Origin of the sequence: Bacillus sp. J33 (assembly GCF_000518885.1) — a bacterium.
GTDB lineage: Bacteria > Bacillota > Bacilli > Bacillales > Cytobacillaceae > Cytobacillus.
On record NZ_JAEL01000037.1, the window covers coordinates 19,859 to 40,708 of the forward strand.

Sequence of the window (20,850 nt, forward strand, 5' to 3'; positions counted from 1 at the left end):
TGATCTTCTATGGCGCTTTTTGATAAGAAAAAGGATAAAAAATCTAGAGAATTAAAACAACAGGAAAGTGTCTCCTATCATAATCCTTATATTGATGAGCTCGTTGAACATTATAAAGCACGTTTATTAAAGGAAACCAATCTCGAAGCATTGACAAGCTTATCCCAAGGAGAAATGAGACTCAGGATTGAGCAGCTTATAAGTCAATTTATGAGTGAAGAGAAGGTTATTATCTCTAGACAGGATAAGGAAGTTCTTTTAATTCGGATTATTGATGAATCGGTTGGATATGGGCCACTGGAGCCATTGCTTCATGATAGTGATATAACTGAAATATTAATTAATGGTCATCAAGAGGTTTATATTGAGAAGCAAGGGAAACTTCAGCTTACAAACATCACGTTTCGTAATGAACAGCATGTACGACATGTTATTGACCGGATTGTTGCACCGTTAGGCAGAAGAATTGATGAAAGCTCACCGATGGTTGATGCAAGGTTGCCAGATGGAAGTCGTGTAAATGCAGTTATTCCTCCGATTAGTTTAAATGGGACTTTGATTTCCATCCGTAAGTTTCGTGCTGAACCATTTCAAGTAAGTGATTTATTAAATTTTAATTCACTTGATGAAAGAATGTCGAAATTTTTAAATGCAATCGTAAGAGCAAAATTAAATGTCCTTATATCGGGGGGAACAGGCAGCGGAAAGACGACATTACTAAATGTGCTTGGTTCAGCTATTCCCGCAGGAGAGCGTGTGATTACAATTGAAGATTCAGCCGAACTTCGATTAGATCGTCCTAACGTTGTTGGTGTCGAAGCAAGACCTGCTAATGTAGAAGGAAGTGGGGAAATCTCAATCAGACAGCTTGTAAAGAATGCTTTAAGGATGAGGCCAGATCGAATAATTGTTGGAGAGGTTCGGGGAGCAGAAGCATTTGATATGCTTCAAGCGATGAATACAGGTCATGAAGGATCTATCACAACCGTCCATGCTAACTCACCTACTGATGCTTTGCGGAGGGTCGAAGGAATGGTTATTATGGCCGGAATGGATTTGCCTACAAACATAGTACGAGAATATATCGTAAGTGCCATTGATTTCATTGTGCAAGGATCCAGGCTGACAGATGGAACGAGAAAAATTATTTCTATTTCAGAAGTTTACACAGATGATGATGGGAAAACGGAAATAAATGAAATCTTTACCTTTAAAAGGACAGGGATTGGGAAAGATGGACAGGTGTTGGGTTATTTCACTCCAACCGGTATCATTCCTAAGTGTATAGAAAGAATTAAGCTATTTGGAATTGATGATGTAGATAAGTCTTTATTCGAGAGTGGGGAGGTGAGCCCAGTTGGCGCCAGCTATTCTTTATAGTTTAGCAGTATTGTTCGGCACCTTTGGAGTATATAATCTTCTAGGCTATCGATCTGAAAAAAGAATTCTAAAACAAAAAGTTGAAAAATGGTTTGATTCAGGTGAAAGAAGAAAAAGCTTTATTGTTGTATGGGGGGATAAGTTTGACCAAACAAATTTCGCTGCCCCTATGCACAAAAAGCTTCAGCAGGCAAATATCCCTTTAACCCCGTCTGAATTTTATGGAATTTTGTTAGTCGGTGGAGCTGCAATTGCAGTATTTTCTAATACAATATTCTCAATAAATTTTCCTATTAACATTCTAATTGCCGTTATCGTAGTTATCGCTATATACTTTTTACTTTTCCTGATTCGAAAAAACAAGTATCAAGAAAGATTAAATTTTCAGCTCTCTGAGATTTGCAGATTGCTAGGTAACTCAGTAAGGGCTGGAATGACTATTCAGCAAGGGCTTGAACTAGTAGCTTATGAAGTAGATTCGCCTGCGAAGGAGGAATTCCAGCGGCTGGCTCATGAACTTAGGCTAGGGGTGGATTTTGATCGAGCCCTTCGCGAAATGCAAAACCGTAATCAATCACGAGAATTCAAGCTTTTCATTGCTACTCTATTAATTCAAAAGCGTGCTGGAGGAAACCTTCATGCTGTTTTAGACGAAATGTCCCGAACACTTGAAGAACGGAAGATCTTAGATCAGACAATTAAGACGATGACTGCAGAACAGCGCTTTATCTCTTATATTTTACCTGCGATGCCAGTGTTTATCCTTTTAATGATGAACTCGATGATGGATGGCTTTTTAGATAACCTAGCTACTCTTCCAGGGGCAATATTAGGGGGAATGTTCGTTATTGGGACGGTCATTGCTTTTATTCTTGTTAGAAAGGTCACAAATATAAGGGTGTAGCTCATGGATACATTGATCTTACTTTTAATTATATTATTTTGGTTCTTTATAGCTTTGGGATTAAGACATGTGTACGTATATATGAAAAAAAAGGAAGAGTTGTCAAAGCATATTGAAACACAAATACAAACTTCCGATCAATTGTTTAGACGAAAGAAAGAACCTCTGATTACTAAAGCACTAACAAGAATGACAAAATACGCAGATGATTTTTCATCTTTAGGGCAAAGAATTAACTTTTTTAGTGAAAATCATGATGTTAAAGAGTGGTTGCGAAAAGCGGGTCACCCACTTGGTCTAACGATGGAAAGGTTCCAAGGGATAAAAATATTCCTAGCTTTTGTAGGCTTTATTTTTGGAGTTGTCCTATTTATTATTGGATTCCCATTAGCACAATTCGCTGTTGCATTTTTCCCTGTTATTGGATATGCCATTCCGATTTTGCTCCTAAGAACTCAAGCAAACAAAAGACAAGAACAGCTTCGTTACGATCTCCCAGATTTCCTTGATACAGTCAGCGTAAGCTTACAAGCAGGAGTTGGAATTGACCATGCATTAAAAGAAGTAATCCGATTTTTTGATGGCCCGTTACGAGACGAGTTTTCGAGATTTTTGCAAGAGATTGAACTCGGAGTCCCTAGAGAAGAGGCTTATCGTGGTTTATTGAGAAGAAATAATAATCCAGAATTCCAAACCCTGATTAAATCGCTTATTCAAGGGATGAAGCTTGGGGTTCCAATTGCTACAACATTTAAATTACAAGCTGATGATATGAGAGAAATCCGTAAAGAGTTAGTAAAAGAAAAAGCGGCAAAAGCTTCACCGAAAATCACGTTAATTACGACCTTCATTATTGCTCCAACTGCTATGCTCTTAATTGGAGGTTTAATGGTGATGAACTTGTTGTTTGGTGATAATAACATTCTTGACCTAGTTAAGTAACCTTCTATTTTAGGAGGCTAATATAAAAAATTAATTAAAACTCAAGGAGGAAACAATATGAAAAACCTATGCACAAAGTTATATGTAAAATCAGGTAATGCTTTTGAGAAAGGTATTGGAAGATTTGTAAAAAATGAAAGAGGTTCCCAAGCTTTAGAGTGGATTGGTGTAGCTGCTGTTATTATTACAATCGTAACTTTATTATCTACAGCTGTAAGTTCTTCTGGTGCTGGAGTCAGCGGCATGGTTTCGAGTATATTTAAAAAAATCCAAACGATGATTGGCAGCTAATAGTTTTTTAATAGGTGAGGGCAGTCAGTTCTCACCTTTATCTTTTAGAGTTTACGATTCCTTAAATAAGGAGTGCTTTAAGTGTCAAAAAAATTTACATATTTCATCTTTGCAATATTGGTACTATTACTTTCGGCTTGCCAAAGTGACGAAGGTACATCTACAGAGAAGAAGGACAAAAGTGAACCTGTATCTAAACAATCTGCGGAATCTGATGACAAAAAGAAAGAAAATGCTGAAGAGGATATTCTTTCAAAGTTTCCTGAACTAAAGGAGGCGCCACCTGTACCTGCAACGCTTGAAGAAAACGTATCATATCCAGCAGGGCCACTTTCTAAATATTCTTTCGATAATAATAAAAAAGAAATCACAAAAGAGTTAGATAAACTTCCTAAATTAAATGGGAAGGCAGATCAAGAGGTGTTAGATGCATATTGGAGAAGGTGGGTGCAGCTTTTTGCTCCAGATTATAAAGATCCTAAATATGTGTTCGAACAGATGAAGGTCATGTCATTTGGAAGTCCTGAAATAACTGATCCAAGATACCAGCTGAAAGACAATCTAAATGTAGAAATCATACTTGATGCGAGTGGCAGTATGGCTGCACTGGTTGATGGACAATCCAAAATGCAACTAGCTAAAGCAGCGATTAAAGAGTTTACCTCTTCATTACCTGAAAATACCAACGTGGGTCTGCGAGTTTATGGACATAAAGGAAGCGGATCTGACAGTGATAAACAATTATCTTGCAGCAGTAATGAACTAATATACTCTTTTAGTCCCTATATGCAAGCTGAATTTGATAATGCATTAAATCAAATTAAGCCTGCAGGGTGGACACCTGTAGCTGATTCACTTGAGCATGCGCTAAAGGATTTATCTAAATATCCTGTGAAGGACAATACAAACATCGTGTTTCTCGTAAGTGATGGAATCGAGACTTGCGGTGGAAACCCGGTTCAAGCCGCTAAAAAGCTGAAGGAATCAGATGTATCACCAATCGTCAACATCATTGGCTTTGATGTAGATGCAGATGGTCAAAAACAGCTTCAAGCTGCTGCTGACGCTGCAGATGGAATCTATACAAATGTTTATGATCAAGCGGGATTAGAAGAAGAGTTTAACCGAGCAAAAGAAATCGCAGAAAAATGGCAGAATTGGAAAATTAAGTCCGATAGCGATGCGATAACCACCAGTTATGAACGCGGTATTATGGTGTTAGAAATTACAAATGATTGGTCTGATAAAAGTTTCAAAGAATATCAGAATTATCAAGACGCTATCCTATATTTAAGAGATGAAACAGGTGCATTAACAGGTGAAGCTTATGAATACATTTTAAGCAAAATGGAAGAACGAAGAGATGAAGTAATTAAACAATTTCAAGATCTCGAAAAAGAACTTAACCAGCTAAATAATCAGACATACGAAGAAATGCAAAAACAAATTGATGAAAAGTTTAAAGAGAATAGTGGCACTTAGATATTACGAAATGACAGGAGGATGCTAAAACCTATATGAGTAGCATCCTCGTTTATCAAAAACGAATAGGGGAGAAACAATGAATCGTCTGATAAAAAAATGGAGGGGAATGGCAGCCGGATTATTAGCATCATTAATAGTTTCTTTTCACTTTTTTCCTTTTATCGCCTTAGCCAATGAAGTAGATGGCTTTAACCTTAATGTAGAAGGCTTCAACTTAGACGTTGAGGGATTTGATTTAGATGTAGGTCCATATGAAATGAATGAAGTGACACCTTTTAATTTAGAGGTAGATCCTTTTAATTTAGAAGTCAGTCCATTTACCCCAGGGCAGCAAGGGAATACCTCAAATCCATCGACAGGGAATGGTGGAAGCGGGTTAAACGGTAATGTAGGCCCGGTACTGCCAATACAACTTCCAGATGGCACCGTTTTGCTTCCACAGCCAGACGGAACCTTTACTCCAGTAAACCCAAATTCGCCTTATTTACCTGGTAATCCATCGTTAGGCAATCTTCCCGGAAATCAGAATCCCTTTAATCCAAACTCTCCAATAGCAAATAACTCTGCATTAAATCCTGGAGGTAATGGGAAACCAGAGGAATCATCGGAAAACGAGGGAATATCAGGACTCGATGCCGCCAAATATGTCATTAATGATGTAGCTGGAACAACCGTTGTGTATGCAGGAACAATGGATGCGGCTTTGAGAGAAATGGACCCCAATTCAGCGGCATTTAACAGGCATTTAATAAATACAACTGTTGGATTTAAAGCGGGACTACTTACTGGCGGCTATAAAATGGCAGTTAAGGGCACTAGTATTGAATGGACAGCCGATTTGTATGATGTCGGTGAGAAAGGTGTCATGTCTGCACAAAGTGCATATGCACTTGGTAAATTCTCAGCAGGTAAAATTGCAGCAGCTACAGGTAGAAGTGCAAGCTTTGCTAGCACTGCCTTTCAACCAGTTTCAAAATTAAATGCAGGTGTAGCTGCAGTAGGAGCAGTCACTTCAGGAATAGAAGCAGGTACGAAATGGTATGCTGCATATAATGCGGAAACAGATGCTGAACGTAATCAAGCAATGGGTGAATTTTTTGGTGCTACTGGTGAAACATTGATGAATGCAGGAGTTGTTGCTGCTGCCATTCCAGGAGGACAGGTCATTGGTGCTGGTCTAGTTGTTGTAGGTGGAGCAATGTGGCTAGGAAGTACTATTTATAAATATAGAAATAATATTTCATCGTTCCTCAGAAAAAGTAAAACAGTAAGTAAAATATTGGATTCTAAGCCTGTTAAAGCAGTGAAAGATGCTGCAAAAGGGGCGTGGGATTGGACTAAAAAGACTTTTTTTGGAGGTTAATAAATGACAAATTTAACAGCAGATACTAAAGACTTCATAAAGAATCAGAAAAAATGGAATGAAAGAATAGAAGTATATCCATATATTACTGAGTATAATCAAAATGAATATCAATTCATTGTATTTCTAAGCTTATTAGGGAAAGGCACAGGGAACATGGTCGTTCATGTGAACGGAAATGTTCCAGATAAAGAGTTGGCTATTAAGGTTATTTTCATAGTGAATAGTTATAACAATATTATGTTGTATGCAGCTAATGACCTTATGAAAATTAAGGAAAGGCCTGTTACTTTTTTAAACACAACGATAGATTCTATTTATAATTATCTAAATCGAAGTCAAGATGATTATCCGCAAAAAGAAATAGAATTATTCGAAAGAATGGCAGAGGAAATGTTAGAGGGCCAGTCTAGATTAAAAGAAATCTATAGATTGTTGGAGAAATTTCATAATGAAATTACAAAGATTAGAAAAAAGCTTACAGTCACTGATTTCCAATATGCTTATGATTTATTTTTAGAGAGTCAAGAAATATTATTTAGACAAGGAATGATCCAATGGCTCAACCTTAAAACTGTTCCAGTCATTATTAGTAGTCTTGAAAGGCACAGTTCAGATAAAAAGTTAATCAATTTTTTATGGAAGTTTGCGGATGAAAAAAAGCGAAAAATCTTAAAAGAGTCAATGGATACATTGATAGAATCCTATATAGGGGACGTTTATTCTATTCCTTTATCTGAAGAAGGAATAAAGGAATTTAGGAGATTAAAAGTACTCGAAGGGGAAGTCATGTACAAGGAAAAAATTATCCCTATTATCCGAAATTAGCCTAGATTGGGTGAAATAGTATGCATGCAAAAAGTGCTTTGAACATTTATGTAAGAAACATAGAATCTATTTTACTATTGGGAGTTACAATCATGCTCCCTTTCCTTATTTTTCATAATTATATTGTGTCTATTTGCTATTACATTGGAAACTCGTATGGTGCACCGATATTCGGTGATCTAACCAACACCTTCTTTACAATACTCTTTCTTTCGATTTGTCAGATTCCTTTTATTCGATTTACTTTAGCAGAGATAGACGGCGAAGAAAAACGTCTGAAAAGCAGTTACATAGCTTTTATACAATATGGTTTCCAAGTTTTCGTTTTCGGAATTGTGTATGTGCTGCTTTTTTATGCAGGTTCTATTCTTTTTATCATTCCAGGTGTCTTGGTGCTATTATTTCTCTATTTATCGCCATATATTACAGTGATTCGCAACCAAAAAATCACAAAAGCGTGGAAGACTTCAATCAAGCTCACCAAAAAGAAATTTCTCCCGCTTTTCCTTATTCTTCTAATTATGACAGTAGTTGAACTTGGTATTGGGGTAGGACTCATGTACGGGGTTTCCCTGTTTACCCAAAGCTACCTTGCGATTGTATTGAGTCAGATGTTATTAAACCTTCTTATTTTTCCTTTTTTTGTAATTTTGTTAACTTCTTTAAGCAACGAATGGTTAGGTGTTCTATATGCTCCGAAAACGAATTTTGACGCAGGGGGAGCAAGAATTGCTCTGAGAAGAGGGTGAAAGTATGAAAATAAAACATATTTTAAAAGATCAAAAGGGTTCTATAAGTTTGGAGTTTATTGGAGTGCTTCCCTTCTTTTTTATGTTTATGCTCTTAATTTTTCAAGGATTTGCCCTTGGCTACGGGGTAGTTACAGCCCAATCCGCAGTAAATGAAGCGGCAAAGGTTTATGCTGCAGGAGATACATTTGAAGAAGCCAAAGCAGCTGCTATGAAAGTGGTCGGAAATAGCAGCTCGGTAAGCTTTTCAAATCTCTCGAAATCCGAGGACTCAGAAGGAAATTTTGAAGCAACAATCACAGTAAAAGTAGATCTGCTCTTTGTACCAGATCAGTGGAAATCAATAAATTCTTTAAATGTTACACAGAAAGCAAGCAGCCGGGTGATGAATAGTGTCTTTAATTAGAAATCAAAGGGGTCATATGACTATCTTAATTATCTGGGTAATGCTTCTTTCGGGTGTCTTATTAGTAATGGGAGTCAATTTAATTAAAGCTTATGCCGTAAAGGAAACAGCCTCCATAGGTGCAGAACAGGCTAGTATTGCTGCCACAGATGTTGTTTACGACTATGTTTTAATGGCTGTTAGGGATTATGATGAATCTTTAATTGGCATTGGTGAAGGTTTGCTTGAAGGGAAATCAGTTGAAAAGAAAATTAAAGATGAGCAATCAAATTTGATGCTGTCTAATAATACGCTAAATGAAAACCAAGCTCTACATGTCGCTGTTAATACAGTATTAAAGCAAGAACTGAGTGGGAATGAAAAGCTTAAAAGCTATATCATGGATGGATTAAGTGATAGTACAAATGAAATTTCAGCTGTAGTAAGTAATGTTATTTCTCAAAACGGGGGAAAGAGTACAGGCTTTAAGGTACAACTATTTGATTCCCAGGAGAGAATTGTGGTAGAAGGAAAGGCGACATTCAAGTCTAGTGGTAACTTATTTGATAGTTTGATAAAGGATCTCTCACAGACAGGGAAAGGTCCATCTATTCCATTTATAGAGAAACTCTCTTGGTCAAACAAAACACTTGGAGAATAAGCTTGCAGCAGTTGAGTTTTTTATATGCTGGATTTTATCCACGAAGAAGAGTTTCAGCAGCAGCTGAAGCAATACCGGTAGGAATCATTAAGCAGTAAGAGGTGCTAGGATGTCTAAGAAAGAGAAGAACTGGAAGCGATTTTATTTATTTATCATGATATTCTTTTACTTCATTTACGTTCCTGTTTCAGTAGCAGAATGGATTTTTTCAGATGAAGGTATTCCATTAACGGCAATCGTTGTTGGCTTTGCTCTTCCGGTCATCAGAAAGAATCATTTGACCAAGATTAGGATAGACCTGAGAGGCTGAAGCAGGTGGTGAATATCAATGATTAATACAAAACCAACACCGAAACAAATTGAAACCATAAAAAGCTATAAGAAGTTTTTCGAGAAATGGGACATGTGGGATTATGCTTATTATGACGGTTCGGAGTATTATTTTCTAAATCAGTATCTCTCGAAAATGAAAGGGATAAGCGGATATCTTATATTAAATCGTGATGGAAAAGTGATCCCTTATAAGCAAGCAAAGGATATCTTTAGATTAATGGTTAATTTCAATACTTTGATGTCTCAGGCGATTTCAGATATCCTTCCTCAATTGAAGAAAAATATGTCTCCTTTTCAGGAAAGAGTAAAGCTATTAACGAAACATCGGGGAGTGTTTAACAGCCTTCCTTCAGCAGACGCAGCGGCCTCGGCTGATCGAATAATTAAGGAAACCAATATCACACTTGAAAATCCTAAAGTGTTAAATGACATTTATTATACTTTGGCAGATTACCAGAAAGAAACTAAAAAGGAAAAAGGTTATTTTGATCAGAAGTTCTTGGAAAAGGTAAGAAGTACGTTTAACAGTTATAGAGAATTAATGTATAACTACGGAATAAGGGAAAGATCACTTATTAAGGATTATGATATAGTAGTTGATTCTCTTGATCATCTGGAAGGGCAGATACCCGCAAAGGATCGAAAAATGATCAAGACTTTGCTGATAGCAGCAAAACAGTCCAATCAAGGAGCTTTGGAAAAGTCCATGCGGGAATTTGAGCAGGATGATAAAGGAAATAAAGTACTTATTGACCAGACAAGACTGAAAGAATCCCTTGAAGAAAAATTTGATCGAGAGGGACTAATATATTTTGAAGAAAATATGGTCGTTAAACTAAGAAATCCAAAATAAACATCACAAATGTTTTTAACAAACGGAAGGCGATTCCTGTCCCGCCAGCGGTGAACTCAATAAAGCTATATTTAAAGTCATAAGATGCGAGTGCCAGCTTATGGCTTTTTTTAGGATTGCGGCTGTAATGATAACTGCCTAATTGATTAATCATTAAAGGCCAAAGTTTATTTGTGTTTGACTGCTTTTATTTTACTTTATAAGGTGAGTGAAAAATGAGAAGATCGAAATTATTAATAGTTGTTTTCCTTTATGTTTCCCTTATTCTTGCTGGCTGTAATCAGGATACTCAAAATAAAGCAGATAAAGATTCTGCTAAACCATCAGAAACCTCTCAGCAAGATACAAATCAAGAAGTTTTAAAGAAGGATAAAGAAAGCCAAGCTGAAAAAGAGAGCGGTTCAGAGGTCAAGGTTGACCCACTTCCTTCTACATATGAAGAGCTTGCTTCCAGACCAGTTGGAGAACAGCATGATTTTACCTTCATGTTGAATGAAAAGGACTTGAAGAGGATGTTTGAAACTTTTAAGGATCTTCCTGATATCTCAAATAGCCCGACCTATGAGGAGCTGGATTATTTTTATCAGGAATTATTGGTTAAAATGCAGCAAGATTTTAGAGGACCCGAGGAAGCCATTAGGCAGTTGAGATTCCAGACGATTGGTGATCCGGAAATGGAAAATACAAGATATCAATTTAAAGAGAATTTAAATGTTGAAATTCTACTGGATGCATCAGGCAGTATGGCTGGCAAGGTCAATGGAAAAATAAAAATGGATGCAGCAAAAGAATCAATTTCAAAATTTGTTCAATCGCTGCCGAAAGAAGCCAATGTCGGTATCAGGGTTTACGGACATAAAGGGACCGGTTCTGATAAGGATAAAACATTATCCTGCAGCAGCAGTGAAATGATGTATCCTATATCAGCTTATGATGAGTCCAGCTTTCAATCTGCTTTAAATAAAATAGCTCCAAGCGGATGGACTCCTATTGAGCTTGCAATAAATGAAGCAAAAAAAGATTTGGCAAACTATGACGGTGAAAGTAATACGAACATCGTTTATTTAGTAAGTGATGGGGTTTCAACATGTGATGATGACCCTGTCAAGGCAGCAAAACAATTATACGATTCTAATATTGCTCCTATTATTAATGTGATAGGTTTTGATGTTGATAGCGAAGGTCAAAACCAATTAAAGAGAATCGCTGATACGACTGAAGGTTTGTATGCACAGGTATCTGACGGCAGCCAGCTTAATGAAGAACTTTCAAAGCTTAATGACCTGGCAGAAACGTGGGAGAAATGGAAAGAGCAAGGGATTCAAAGCCTTGACTATAAAAAAGTGAACAACAGCATAGATATCTTTGTCTATATTACAAAAGAAGAATCAAAAGCGATAAATGAAAAAACGAAAATGAACCTTATAATGTCCCAACTTTGGCAAAAGGGTTTAATGGACAAAAAATCCTATCAGTACCTTGAACAAAAAAACAATCAGTATCACGATTGGATTCTTGAGGAAATCGAGAAGTTTGATCAAGAGCTCAAAGATTTAAATGAAAAAAGTTATGCAGAAGCTTTAAAGACTTTGGAGGAGAGATATCAGCAAAGTACCCAGTAATTAAAGTGGGCTAATCATTGCCTTTAAGAGTATTAAGAGATGAAGGCCATATTAGCAGGGAAGCTTTCAAGCTTTTATCTGATAAAACAAGTGAACGGTTTAGCAAAGGTATGGATATGAACAAACAAATCAGGGAAGACTTAAGAAGTTTAGCTAATAAAAACTTTGAGAGTGTAAAAGAAGAAATCAACAAGAAATATAGTGAAATGTAAATTAAAAGTGAAAATATCGATTTATCATTTATTTAAGGGTTTTATAAGTGAGTGGATTCTCCGTATTTGGTTAATTTGCCCGCTGATTTCCCTTCAGGAGCTTCAAATGTTTTTCCAGCTTTACATATGGGATAGGGTTATTTATAACCTTTGCATCCACTGCTCTATAAAAAAAGCCATCGAAGGTTAAATTTTATTTTTAATAAAGTATAGCTATATAGCATTTCTTTTTATAAAAAAGGGGACATAAGACCCAGGAACAATAATAAAGCAAAAGACGTAAAAGGAATAAGGAAACAGTGATTTTTTTATAATCTGTAAGAGAAGGCTAATTAGGGGGGTAACATGGTGCGTAAAAATCCTTTTGTTATCGTTTTTGTATGTTTAATTAGCAGCTTGCTGCTCCTTTCCGCATGCAGCGATCCGGATCCAAGCAGTGCCGAGGCCAAAGCGGAGAAGAAGGAAGAAAATAAATTTGAAAAGCTGGCTAAAGAAAAAAACAAGGAACTGGTACTTGAGCCTCTGGAGCTGACTTCTTATAGCGAGGAAGTCGGGGCAGCTTTAACAAACCCTGAATATAAGGAGTTTGCTGCGAATGGCAAGGTGGTTATTGAAGGGAAGGTTGAGAAATATTCAGCGTTAAAGTCTGACTATGCCTGGATCAAGGTTCGTTCTACTGGGGATGGACCGGCAGGAAACGACCTTGAATATTACACACAAATCAAGGAAGGGAAATTTAAGCAGGACATCCGCTTTTTCAATGGGGAAGGCGAGTACAAAGTAAGCATACAGCTTCCAAGTACGGATAGCGGGAATTATTATTATGATCTTGCCTCATTCACTGTCCACAATGTCAATCCGGATACGGAACGTGACGTAACCTTTACTCCGTTTGGCCAGGAAGCAGAGCTGGCTTTGGATTTGAAATCCAGTTATGTGAAAGGGAAAGAAGTTTTCACCCTGGAAGGTGAAGCTGGGAACCTGACGGAAAGTGATTCAATTATGCTCAAATTGAACAAGGATAGTGAAATGTGGAAGCATGTGATCCCGGTCAAAAATGGAAAGTTCTCTTATGAAGTTCCTTTATTTTACGGGAAAGGCCTTCATCAGCTCGAGATATTGGTACCAGATAAAGAACGTGATAATTATTATCAGACCGCCACAACGCTTTTAATAGATAATGAGTCTGATAGAATAATGAGCCCGATTGAATTCTCCAAAACGTATGAAGAACGCGGAGTAACGCTGGAGTATCCGCAATACGGCGGTGAAGAGTCAGATGGCACTTTTTCTGTTAAAGGAAAAATTGATCCGAAGGCGGAGTTTGGCCCTGAAACCACACACATCTATATCACGACTAAAAAGGGAGAGGACGAGGCGCTCGATGTCATCCCTGTAGAAGATTTCACTTTTGATGATTCTTTTTACTTGAGGTTTGGCCCTGGTACGTATGAAGTTACATTAAGTGTTCCGGAAATTAAAGAAAAGAACAGTGATTATTTCCGGTATTATGGGTTTGCCAAGTTTGAAGTGGAGTCTGAAGGTGAAGATAAGCGGGACCTGCTGCCTTCAAGAGGCGTCCAATCAGATGCCCCTCAAATTAAAGAGCTGGCTGATGAGCTGACAGGCGGGATAGCCGGGGACAGGGATAAAGCGAAAGCGATCTATGATTACGTCGCAAAAAACGTTTCGTATGATGTGGAAAAGCTGGAAACAGATAATTTCAGCTGGGATGATAGCGCACTGAAAACGCTGGATTCCAAGACTGGTGTCTGCCAGGATTACGCCTATCTTGCCATTGCTCTCCTGCGGGCCAGCGATATGGAAGCCCGTTTTGTAGAAGGCACTGCTTTCGGCGGTTTCTGGCCTCAGAATCATGCATGGGTGGAAGTGAAAGTGGAAGGAAACTGGCTGACTATGGATCCAACATGGGGAGCAGGCTACATAAAAGATGATAAATTTGTAGCTGCTTTTAATGAGAAATACTTTGATCCCGATCAGAATGAATTTGAAAAAACTCATAATCGAAAAGGGATTTCGTATTAATTTTAGCTACAGGGTGTTCCCATAAATGAATAACAGACATTTAAGCAAAACAAAGAGAAAGTGCCAATGATTGAAGCGGCACTTTCTCTTTGTTAAAATGCTCCTCCGCCAGAGCCGCTGCCTGATGGTCCTGAGTAGTCAGGCTTCATTTTACCAATTAGGTGGAAAAACGATTAAATAAATCCAAATACCCTTTCGGATATTTTCTGAAAATTATAAAATTATGCTGACTGGGCTTTAATGTCCGGATTTTCCTTAAGGAGGGAAATGCTTGATAAAACAAATGGCGGGAGTTGTGTTTTGTATGATGCTTCTTTTTCCTGGTTTTGTTAGGGCAGGCGGTTTTGGCGGTGATGACAGGGGAACTCCGGGTTATTGGTATACAGGAGAAACACCGTCCTTCATTGATCCAGCCAAATCTCCTCTTGTATTTGTCCATGGGTATAACAATTCATCAGCTGTCTGGCATGAAGGAAATGATATGTATGAAGTAGCTTTGGCGAATGGCTATGAAACGGCCTTCATCGATCTTCATCATGATCGGGATATGTGGGCAAATGGCGCATTGCTTGCTGAAAAACTCGAGGAAATATATCATCATTTCGGCGGGAAAAAGCTTGTGGTCATCGGCTATAGCAAAGGCGGAGTAGATGCCCAATCAGCGCTTGTTCATTACGGAGCCCATCAATACGTGTCTAATGTCATTTCACTATCCTCCCCCCATCATGGAACCCAGCTTGCAGATCTCGCGCATAGCAGTGCCGCCTGGTGGCTTGCTGCTCTCCTTGGAAACAACAATGAAGCTACAGAATCCCTTCAGACAGGCAATATGCAATATTTTCGAAGTATAACGGATAACCATTCAAATGCCGCTAAGAACAATTATTATACGCTTGGCGGTACAAAATGGGGCTCGTTTGGAAGCGCTACCTATTGGGGAGGCTTATACTTAAGCCAATACGGTAAAAGCGATGGCGTTGTAACAGCGGTTAATTCCCGCCTGCCTGGAGCTTCTATTGTTCAGGAAGGCAGCTGGAATCATACAACCATCCGGGAAGGGTCCTATACATTTCAGGTGTTTAGGCCATATACAACAGCTGCCCAGCCTGCTGCAATGCTGGCTTCCGCAAGCGTGGAAGCCCCATTAAGCCAGCCGGCTGTAAATTCCATTGTCAAAGGCGGCAAGGCTGGAATGTCGGTAAGCGACCAATTTACCATTGAAGAAGATGTTAAATCCATGACAGTGTCCTTCTTAAGTGATAAGAATCTGTCCACCTTGAAATTGTCCGGTCCGGACGGACAGGAATACAAGACAAAAAAAGCCTATAAAGAAGAAGCTGAATTCTTTAAAGGAGCATGGGTCCATCAGTTTGAAATCAATGCTCCTGAAGCAGGAAAATGGTCATTAAAAGGGCCAGGAAATGCCTCATACCTTTACACGGTCACTATTGACAGTCCGTTAAATGATGAAATCCAAGGCAAGGCTGGCATAATGAATAGCCATAAAGCCTTTAAAACAAAATGGACTTACTTCGGGTTTGATCCTTCAGGCAAGAAGCTGCAAAAAAAGGCTATGGGAGAAAAAAATGGCCTAATGTCAGATGGTGATTTAAGAAAGGAAGGCGTGTACAATGTAACTACAGACGTACAGGGGCTAACCTCAAAGGGGAAACCTTATGAAAGAACAATCATTGAGTCTTTTTATGTAGATAAGAAAGGAAAACGGCATAATTAATTCGCGGGGCTGCTGAGAAGCAGTCTTTTTTTGGCTGTTTTCGTAAAGTTTGTAGGCGGCTAACTAAGGGTAACCAACTAAGTTGATTGTAGCGAAGGAGACTTGACTCCTCGAAAATGCCTTTATTTAAGAAGAGTTTTGGTATGGTTTTTCCATTGGATCAGTTCAATGTAAACAAGATTCATTTAAAATCTATGAAACCTTTTACTAGTTTAATCCGTTAATAGTAGTATTCCAAATTTTTCAAAAAGAGAAACATCTCGATAGAACACAGGACTTTGAGAGGAAGCATCGAATATATAAATGGTTAGGAGCAATTTAATAGATAAAAAAATAAATGCGACACTGCATGAGATCGATAAGGGGAGGTTTCAATGAATCGGGAAAATATGCACCCTGCGATTGAAAGGGTATTGGAGAATATTGAGAGAGTGATGATTGGCAAGCGAGATGTAGCAGAGCTAAGCCTGGTGGCGCTTCTTGCTGAAGGCCATGTATTGCTGGAGGATGTACCAGGTGTCGGAAAAACGATGATGGTGCGTGCACTGGCAAAGTCAGTGGGGGCGCAATTTAAACGTATCCAATTTACACCCGACTTGCTTCCATCTGATGTAACAGGTGTTTCCATCTATAATCCAAAAGAAATGGAATTTCAGTTCAGGCCAGGCCCAATTATGGGAAATATCATTTTAGCCGACGAAATTAATAGAACCTCTCCAAAAACGCAATCTGCTCTTCTTGAGGGAATGGAAGAAAGCAGCGTCACGATTGATGGAGTGACGCACCGACTTGAAAAGCCATTTTTTGTTATGGCGACGCAGAACCCGATTGAATATGAGGGGACATATCCCCTTCCGGAAGCTCAGCTCGACCGTTTCTTATTAAAAATGAAAATGGGCTATCCCGAGATTGCGGAAGAAATGGAAGTGCTAAATCGCGCTCAGCGGATTCCGCCGATTGAAGAACTGGAGCCTGTTATTGATTTGGCTGAACTTCGCGGGCTTCAGCAAGAAATTAAGGAAGTCCATGTTGATGATACAATTAAGCGCTACATCGTAGATATTGCCAATCGGACAAGAACACACAGCAGCGTATATTTGGGGGCAAGTCCGCGCGGTTCGATTGCTTTAATGAAAGCTGCCCAGGCATATGCATTTATGTATGGACGTGATTATGTGATTCCGGATGACATCCAGTATTTGGCGCCTGCCGTGTTTGTCCACCGAATCATTTTAAAATCGGAGGCGAAGTTTGAAGGCATTACAGCGGAGGAAGTGGTAGAACGAGTAATTGCCAGAGTTCCAGTCCCTGTTCAAAGGTTAGTGAAGTAAGATGAACAGGGTGTATAATGCCTTAAAAGGTGTATGGAAACTAATTGTCTTATTTGTTCTCATTCTCCTCACCTTTTCTTATGCCATGTTTCAGGGAGGGTTTGTTAGCTGGTTTTTATTTTACAGTTTTCTTCCATTTGCTTTGTATGCACTTGCTTTATCCTTATACTCCTTGAATGACTTTCAGGTGGAGCGGCAGCTGCCCAAAACGGAGTTCAATGCAGGTGAGAATGCCGTTATCAGCTTGAAGATAGAAAGGAAGACGGCCATTCCGCTTTTATACCTGGTCATTGAGGATGTGGCAAGCGACCAGCTCCTTTATTCGAAACAGGGCAAAAAGGCGAAACGGTTTCTGTTTCCCGGGTTTCAAAAGGAAATCTCGCTTCAATATCAAATAGATCGTTTGCCAAGGGGAGAATATTTTTTCAAGTCCATACGGATCAGCACCGGTGATCCCCTTGGTTTAATTGAGAAAGAAACGCATGTTCAGGCTGAAAGCCGAATGATTGTCTATCCTGCCTATGAGGACATTATCTATAAGCCTTTGGCACATCATTATGATCAGGGGATGACTGCTTCAAAAGAGCGGGTGCAGAGGGATACTTCCATGGCCATTGGGATAAGGGAGTATCAGCCGGGAGACAGATTTTCCTGGATTAACTGGAAAGCAACTGCTAAGCGCAATGATATTATGACAAAAGAGTTTGAACAAAGACAATCCCATGATGTATATATCCTTATGGATTGTGCGCCTGACAGCCGCTTTGAAGCTATCGTTTCTTTTACCGCAACGATTGTAAGAGCAATCCTCCGCAAAGGAGCTCAGGTGGGCTTCCTGTCATCTGCAGCAGATCGGACTGTTTTTCCAATCAGGGGGGGAGAAGGACAGCAGCTGCAGCTTTTTTATCATCTGGCAAAAATAAAGGATGACTCCTCTGTTACAGTTGAACGGGTACTGGAGGCTGAAAATTTTCTCTTGCAGCAAAATATCCAGCTTATGATCATTACATCGCAATTGTCAAAGGCGCTAATTGAAAAAACGGGGTTTTTTTCCTCTAAGAAAGGTGCCGTTACCATTTTTTTAATAAAAGCAGAACACGAATCCCCTGCGCAGGAGGAGATTGCGCTATCGGCATTAGCCAGCGCCCGGGGGGGAAGGGTCATCATGGTTCAGAACGGGCAATTTTCAGAAGCATTTTCGGGGGTGAGCAAGGGATGAAGTCTCATAAAAAAGATGTTGCCACCTTTCTTTTATATGGACTGGGCTTTTTGCTGTTATGGGAATGGCTGAGACCCCTTAAAGAATTGACTGAAACTTCGAATATAACCGTTTTTCTAATGTTTCTTGTGTTATCGCTGATGCTTGCTTTTTTCGGTGTCAGCACTATATTAAGCGGGTTTATAAAGGTGCTTTACATTATCTATGAGCTGCATTACCTATATTTTGAGGGCTCTTTCTTTCAAACTTCATGGATAACTCCGTTCCTGGAGGACCTGGGATATAATTTCGGGTTAATGGCTGAAAGAGATTGGACGAGCATGACGAACCTTTTCAGAACTCTGCTCTTCTTTATTCTGCTTTGGCTGATGACTTATTTAATTCAATACTGGCTCATTAACCGCAAACGGATTTTTATCTTCTTTTTTATGACACTCGTCTATATAACTGTTCTGGATACATTTACTCCTTATATAGCAGATGGAGCAATTGTCAGAACAGTGGCTGCGGGCTTTGCTGTCATGGGCATCCTGACTTTTTACCGCCTTCTTGATAAGGAGGGGATTAGCAAAGAGGGCTCCCTATCGCGCAGATGGATGGTTCCTCTTGCCGTTCTAATAGCAGTCAGTACCGGTTTGGGGTATGCCGCACCCAAGGCAGAGCCAATTTGGCCGGATCCCGTTCCGTTTATTAAATCGTACGGGCAAAACAGTGGGGAAGATGGCCCCGGGATCCAGAAGATCGGTTATGGCGAAGATGATTCACGTCTTGGTGGGCCATTTGTCGGGGACAATCAGGTGGTATTCAGGTCTGAAGTGGAATCGCGCCATTACTGGAAGGTGGAAACCAAAGATACTTATACAGGCAAAGGATGGGTCACCTCACAGCCTGAGGAAGAATTTGTCCCATTTGAAATGGGAGAGGACATTCCGGTCTCTTCGTTTATTGATAATGAGGCGATCGAAACAACCGAAGAAACAAGCAAGGTATATACATTTATGAATTATCCGCATGTGGTTTATCCGCTAGGTATTAAAAGTATTGATGCCCCGCCTTTTATTACGTTTGAGCTTGAATCGGCTACAGAAAAAATCCGTACTTTGGATGGCGGCCGCCCAATGGCGCTGGACCAATATGAGCTGAGCTTCCAGATACCGAAATATAGTGTAACGGCTATGAAGGAGGCGGAGACGAAAGCTGCGGCCCTTACTGGGGAATTCATGTCACGCTATACACAGCTTCCTGAAGATTTACCCGAAAGAGTTAGGGAGCTGGCGCTTGAAATCACTCAGGATAAACCTGATTGGTTTGAAAAAGCCAGAGAACTTGAAAGGTATTTCCATAGAGCAGAATATACCTATGACCAGACAGATGTGGCTATTCCCGATGAAGATGAAGATTATGTTGACCAGTTTTTATTTGATACAAAACGGGGATATTGCGATAATTTCTCCACTTCCATGGTGGTCATGGCCAGAGCAATTGGTATGCCGGCAAGGTGGGTGAAGGGCTATACAGAGGGAGAATTCAAGCAGTCTCCTGGATCTGGCCTTCGTTTATTTGAGGTCACAAATAACAATGCCCATTCATGGGTAGAGATTTATTTTCCTGAAATCGGCTGGGTTCCGTTTGAGCCGACCCAGGGTTTTAGCAATAACGTGCAATTCAATTTTGATAATGCTAGTCAAAATGCTAGCCAGCCGGAAATTGAAGAGCCGAAAGAGACGGAAACTCCAGTGAAGCCGGAAAAGCCTGAGGAGACAACTGCACAAGAATCTTCATTTTCTGTCAAAGAGCTGTGGGATTCATTAAAAGCTTTTGCTGCGAAGCATTGGATTGCCTTTGCCATAATCATTCTGGCCGCAGCTATTCTGGCTGCTGTGCTTTATCGGAAACGCGGCCGCTGGCTGCCGCATTATTTCTTATGGCGCTTTAAACAGACAAAGAAGGATGAACACTTTCCTCAAGCATATTTGATTCTTTTAAAAGAGCTGGATCGTTACGGTCTAAAAAGAAAGAATAGGCAGACTTTAAGAGAGTATGCCAAATATGTAGACAGCTTCTTTTCGACAAAGGAAATGAGCCATTTGACCGCGCGCTATGAAGAGCTCGTTTACAAGGGCGTCCTTAAAGAAGGAAGCTGGAGCGAGACAAAGGAATTGTGGGAAAATTTAATTAAAAAGACAATAGCTTGACCAAAAATTAAGCATGTTGTTACAATAGGCAAATAAGACAACGGCATCGTTCGGATTTTGCCGTTATAACAACAATATGATGCAACCTTCATATATCCTCGATAATATGGTTCGAAAGTCTCTACCGGATCACCGTAAATGATCTGACTATGAAGGCAGAATATGCTTTTTACTATAGGTAAAAACCGGAATTCTGCCTTCACTTTTTTTGTGGAGATAGAGTTCCGGTTTTTTATATGCAGGCGTGCAAAGAATTAATTTTTCCTAGATATTTTTTTCGCAGAAGAGAAGAATAAAAGCAAGATAATAAATTAAT

19 protein-coding genes and 1 riboswitch are annotated in these 20,850 nt (G+C 39.3%); all 19 genes read left to right on the top strand.

From position 1 onward, the window contains the following. The first annotated feature begins 9 nt into the window (after positions 1-9). The 19 genes from L634_RS0112925 (at position 10) to L634_RS0113025 (ending at position 20,534) form a co-directional block, all read left to right on the top strand. A complete protein-coding gene (locus L634_RS0112925) occupies positions 10-1,380 on the top strand; it encodes a CpaF family protein (protein ID WP_026582813.1) in 1,371 nt (456 codons plus the stop codon). Continuing rightward, positions 1,358-2,284, top strand: a complete 927-nt coding sequence (locus L634_RS0112930; RefSeq protein ID WP_034262643.1) for a type II secretion system F family protein — start codon at positions 1,358-1,360, stop codon at positions 2,282-2,284. Before L634_RS0112925 ends, L634_RS0112930 begins: the two co-directional genes overlap by 23 nt. Before the next feature lie 3 nt (positions 2,285-2,287). Further along, a complete protein-coding gene (locus L634_RS0112935) occupies positions 2,288-3,226 on the top strand; it encodes a type II secretion system F family protein (RefSeq protein WP_026582815.1) in 939 nt (312 codons plus the stop codon). Positions 3,227-3,283: 57 nt separating this feature from the next. Then, complete coding sequence (locus L634_RS0112940) at positions 3,284-3,517, top strand: Flp family type IVb pilin (RefSeq protein WP_026582816.1); 234 nt, start codon at positions 3,284-3,286, stop codon at positions 3,515-3,517. 81 nt (positions 3,518-3,598) lie between these two features. Further along, positions 3,599-4,999, top strand: coding sequence for a VWA domain-containing protein (locus L634_RS0112945; RefSeq protein WP_026582817.1), 1,401 nt, complete (start codon positions 3,599-3,601; stop codon positions 4,997-4,999). Between the two features lie 79 nt (positions 5,000-5,078). Then, entirely contained in the window at positions 5,079-6,365 is a 1,287-nt protein-coding gene (locus L634_RS0112950) for a hypothetical protein (protein WP_026582818.1), read from the top strand. Between the two features lie 3 nt (positions 6,366-6,368). Continuing rightward, a complete protein-coding gene (locus tag L634_RS0112955) occupies positions 6,369-7,193 on the top strand; it encodes a hypothetical protein (protein ID WP_026582819.1) in 825 nt (274 codons plus the stop codon). Between the two features lie 20 nt (positions 7,194-7,213). Next, positions 7,214-7,942, top strand: a complete 729-nt coding sequence (locus L634_RS0112960; protein ID WP_026582820.1) for a hypothetical protein — start codon at positions 7,214-7,216, stop codon at positions 7,940-7,942. A 4-nt stretch (positions 7,943-7,946) separates the two neighbouring features. Then, positions 7,947-8,348, top strand: a complete 402-nt coding sequence (locus L634_RS31095; protein WP_034262646.1) for a TadE/TadG family type IV pilus assembly protein — start codon at positions 7,947-7,949, stop codon at positions 8,346-8,348. 16 nt (positions 8,349-8,364) lie between these two features. Continuing rightward, positions 8,365-8,988: a hypothetical protein gene (locus L634_RS0112970; RefSeq protein ID WP_026582821.1), complete on the top strand. Its 624-nt coding sequence runs from the start codon at positions 8,365-8,367 to the stop codon at positions 8,986-8,988. Between the two features lie 109 nt (positions 8,989-9,097). After that, complete coding sequence (locus L634_RS0112980; RefSeq protein ID WP_026582822.1) at positions 9,098-9,298, top strand: hypothetical protein; 201 nt, start codon at positions 9,098-9,100, stop codon at positions 9,296-9,298. Positions 9,299-9,316: 18 nt separating this feature from the next. Beyond that, positions 9,317-10,174 carry a hypothetical protein gene (locus L634_RS0112985; RefSeq protein ID WP_026582823.1) on the top strand — a complete coding sequence of 286 codons (858 nt, stop codon included), beginning with the start codon at positions 9,317-9,319 and terminating at the stop codon, positions 10,172-10,174. Between the two features lie 215 nt (positions 10,175-10,389). Next, positions 10,390-11,796 carry a vWA domain-containing protein gene (locus tag L634_RS0112995; protein WP_026582824.1) on the top strand — a complete coding sequence of 469 codons (1,407 nt, stop codon included), beginning with the start codon at positions 10,390-10,392 and terminating at the stop codon, positions 11,794-11,796. A 17-nt stretch (positions 11,797-11,813) separates the two neighbouring features. Beyond that, positions 11,814-12,008, top strand: a complete 195-nt coding sequence (locus L634_RS0113000; protein WP_026582825.1) for a hypothetical protein — start codon at positions 11,814-11,816, stop codon at positions 12,006-12,008. A gap of 345 nt (positions 12,009-12,353) precedes the next feature. After that, positions 12,354-14,054 carry a transglutaminase-like domain-containing protein gene (locus L634_RS0113005; RefSeq protein WP_026582826.1) on the top strand — a complete coding sequence of 567 codons (1,701 nt, stop codon included), beginning with the start codon at positions 12,354-12,356 and terminating at the stop codon, positions 14,052-14,054. 271 nt (positions 14,055-14,325) lie between these two features. Next, positions 14,326-15,789 (top strand): esterase/lipase family protein, encoded by a 1,464-nt coding sequence (locus tag L634_RS0113010; RefSeq protein ID WP_051428323.1) that lies wholly within the window; start codon positions 14,326-14,328, stop codon positions 15,787-15,789. A gap of 374 nt (positions 15,790-16,163) precedes the next feature. After that, entirely contained in the window at positions 16,164-17,120 is a 957-nt protein-coding gene (locus tag L634_RS0113015; protein ID WP_026582828.1) for an AAA family ATPase, read from the top strand. 1 nt (position 17,121) lies between these two features. Then, a complete protein-coding gene (locus L634_RS0113020; RefSeq protein ID WP_026582829.1) occupies positions 17,122-18,339 on the top strand; it encodes a DUF58 domain-containing protein in 1,218 nt (405 codons plus the stop codon). After that, positions 18,336-20,534, top strand: a complete 2,199-nt coding sequence (locus L634_RS0113025; RefSeq protein ID WP_026582830.1) for a DUF4129 domain-containing transglutaminase family protein — start codon at positions 18,336-18,338, stop codon at positions 20,532-20,534. Before L634_RS0113020 ends, L634_RS0113025 begins: the two co-directional genes overlap by 4 nt. Before the next feature lie 68 nt (positions 20,535-20,602). Next, positions 20,603-20,704, top strand: a riboswitch (purine riboswitch). Positions 20,705-20,850 lie beyond the last annotated feature (146 nt).

Excerpts from the sequence above, each read along its gene's own strand:
- L634_RS0112925 (WP_026582813.1), top strand. The coding sequence starts at position 10 with ATGGCGCTTTTTGATAAGAAAAAGGATAAAAAATCTAGAGAATTAAAA.
- L634_RS0112935 (WP_026582815.1), top strand. The coding sequence starts at position 2,288 with ATGGATACATTGATCTTACTTTTAATTATATTATTTTGGTTCTTTATA.
- L634_RS0112940 (WP_026582816.1), top strand. The coding sequence starts at position 3,284 with ATGAAAAACCTATGCACAAAGTTATATGTAAAATCAGGTAATGCTTTT.
- L634_RS0112950 (WP_026582818.1), top strand. The coding sequence starts at position 5,079 with ATGAATCGTCTGATAAAAAAATGGAGGGGAATGGCAGCCGGATTATTA.
- L634_RS0112955 (WP_026582819.1), top strand. The coding sequence starts at position 6,369 with ATGACAAATTTAACAGCAGATACTAAAGACTTCATAAAGAATCAGAAA.
- L634_RS0112960 (WP_026582820.1), top strand. The coding sequence starts at position 7,214 with ATGCATGCAAAAAGTGCTTTGAACATTTATGTAAGAAACATAGAATCT.
- L634_RS31095 (WP_034262646.1), top strand. The coding sequence starts at position 7,947 with ATGAAAATAAAACATATTTTAAAAGATCAAAAGGGTTCTATAAGTTTG.
- L634_RS0112970 (WP_026582821.1), top strand. The coding sequence starts at position 8,365 with ATGACTATCTTAATTATCTGGGTAATGCTTCTTTCGGGTGTCTTATTA.
- L634_RS0112980 (WP_026582822.1), top strand. The coding sequence starts at position 9,098 with ATGTCTAAGAAAGAGAAGAACTGGAAGCGATTTTATTTATTTATCATG.
- L634_RS0112985 (WP_026582823.1), top strand. The coding sequence starts at position 9,317 with ATGATTAATACAAAACCAACACCGAAACAAATTGAAACCATAAAAAGC.
- L634_RS0112995 (WP_026582824.1), top strand. The coding sequence starts at position 10,390 with ATGAGAAGATCGAAATTATTAATAGTTGTTTTCCTTTATGTTTCCCTT.
- L634_RS0113005 (WP_026582826.1), top strand. The coding sequence starts at position 12,354 with ATGGTGCGTAAAAATCCTTTTGTTATCGTTTTTGTATGTTTAATTAGC.
- L634_RS0113015 (WP_026582828.1), top strand. The coding sequence starts at position 16,164 with ATGAATCGGGAAAATATGCACCCTGCGATTGAAAGGGTATTGGAGAAT.
- L634_RS0113020 (WP_026582829.1), top strand. The coding sequence starts at position 17,122 with ATGAACAGGGTGTATAATGCCTTAAAAGGTGTATGGAAACTAATTGTC.
- L634_RS0113025 (WP_026582830.1), top strand. The coding sequence starts at position 18,336 with ATGAAGTCTCATAAAAAAGATGTTGCCACCTTTCTTTTATATGGACTG.